This is a genomic window from Pseudomonas sp. 44 R 15 (genome assembly GCF_900004965.1).
GTDB classification, from domain to species: domain Bacteria; phylum Pseudomonadota; class Gammaproteobacteria; order Pseudomonadales; family Pseudomonadaceae; genus Aquipseudomonas; species Aquipseudomonas orientalis_A.
Genome location: NZ_CVTU01000090.1, coordinates 417,872 through 420,015, shown reverse-complemented (window position 1 = coordinate 420,015; position 2,144 = coordinate 417,872). Strand labels below are relative to the sequence as shown.

Sequence of the window (2,144 nt, the reverse complement as noted above, 5' to 3'; positions counted from 1 at the left end):
CGGGGCGGTCTTTTGATTCCGGTGCTTGCCAGCTTCGTCCTGGCCCCCATGGACCCCAAAGCGCCGGATGTTGAAAACGTGCTTGGGGATTTGCGCAATTGCCTGAACACCTTCGACGCGTGGGCCGACAGCTTTTTCAGTGGCTCGGCACTGGAAGTCGAGCAGGTGTTCAAGGTCGGTGACGACGTCGCACTGGTCGCGCCGATCTCTTCCGACACGCCCAGTCGCACCGTCGCTCAATGCAAGGCCCAGGGTGGGCTGACCCTGGTGCATCTGTTCGAGAGCACCCGCTTCGTCCCTATCGGCAACACGCCGGTCACGCTGCAAGCCATTGCACCGGACGGCACGCCCATTGGCGCGCCGCTGCACCGCACCATCGGCCCCAGCGGCTGGCTTGAAGTCCCTGAGTGCACCCGCGATCAGCAGTACCGAGTCACTTTCTACCCCAATGTTTCCAAAGATCACGTCAAGGCGCTGTATACGTCCTACCAGTCGGTCATCGCCGGGCTGGAAGCGGATCTGCGCAAGCAGTGGCGCGAGCGCTTCGAGCCTCAATGGGCCGATTTTGCCAAAGCCCCGCCCTTCAAGCGCAGCGCGAAACAGGGTGCGGCCTTTGCAAGCGGGATTGGCAAGGCGTTTTACAACCTGTGGGACAACATCACCGAGCTGTACGACCTGTTGGCGAATCTCAAGTCCAACAGCGAAAAGTTGCTGCAGTACCTTTCCCAGGCCGAACTGGACCAGTTACTCAAACTGGGTAAAGACACGCTCGCCCAAGGCTTTCTGGTGCTCAGTGACGAGCCGCTGCTGTTTATCTATTTGTCAGCAATGGTGGCCTGGATACGCCTGCTGCCGCCGCCCGAGATGTACGAACTGCTGGGTGAGATCACTGGCGAAGTCTTGATCAACCTGCTGCTGATATGGGCCACGCGGGGGATGGGGGTGCAGCTTCGGCTGGGGGCTCAGGTGTTGAGTTCTATCAAGTCCGGGCGGGCGCGGGCGTTGTTGGAGTTGCTAGCCAGGCAGGTGCCGGGGCCTGGGCTGGAAACTCACGTGCAGGCGGCCAAGCCTCTGTTGCTGAACAGTGCGGCGACGCCGATCAAGGCAGTGCCGGTAGCGCCGTTGAAGGCGGGCGAACATCTGGTTTCGAATCCGGTGCCGATGGTGCGCAACAAAACGCAGCGCACCGCATTGGTCCGCCAGGAGTCGGTGGATGATGTGCCGGCCGTGGCGTCCAACCCGAAGGGCGATGCGGCGGCTTCTGCGGACAAGACCGTTACTCACGGTTGCCCCGTATCGATGGTCACCGGCGAGGAACTGCTGACCCTGACCGACGGCGCGCTGGATGGGATCTTGCCGTTCGAGTGGACGCGCTTGTACCGCACCAGTGCGGTCGACGTGGATTGCGGGTTGGGGTTTGGCTGGAGTCATGCGCTGGCGCATCGGCTTGTAGTTTCAGGCGATTCGGTGGTGTGGACCGACCATGAGAATCGCTCGACCACCCTGCCCTTGCCGACGGCGGCTCGACCGGCGATTACCAATAGCCTGGCGGAAGCTGCGATCTACTTGGGGTCTGCGCCTGACGAGTTGGTGCTGGCCCAGGCTTCTCGGTTCTATCACTTTTGCGACGGCGTGCTGACGGCGATCAGCAATGCGTATGCCAACCGATTGCACATTTTCCGGGATCGGTTGGGGCGTATTGAGCGACTGGATAACGGTGCCGGGCGCTCTTTGCTCTTGCGCTACGCGCTGGGTCGGATTGTGGCGGTGGACTACCAGGTTCATCGCGCCAAAGGCCATGAACCCTTCGTGTGGGTGACCGAGCAGAACGTCGTTTCCTACGCCTACGACGATGCTGGACGACTGGTGTCGGCGACCAATGCCGTCGGTGAACGCGAGGTTTATCGGTACGACGAACAGCACGTCATTCTTGAGCGGCAGTTGGCCGGTGGGGCGAGTTTCTTTTGGGCGTGGGAAAGGTCTGGTAAAGCAGCACGCTGTGTCCGGCACTGGGCCAGCTTTTCGCAGATGGACACGCGCTATGTATGGGGCGATGACGGCAGCGTCAACGTGCACAACGCCGATGGCAGCCAGGAAGTGTACGTGCATGACGACCGGGCGCGACTGGTACAGCGCATCGATCC

General features: G+C 61.4%; 1 protein-coding gene. It reads left to right on the top strand.

All coding sequences use genetic code 11. The features are described from left to right. Window positions 1–12: 12 nt before the first annotated feature. Window positions 13–2,144: RHS repeat domain-containing protein (locus tag BFP93_RS29270; RefSeq protein ID WP_256095212.1), on the top strand; the 2,132-nt coding region annotated here is incomplete at its 3' end.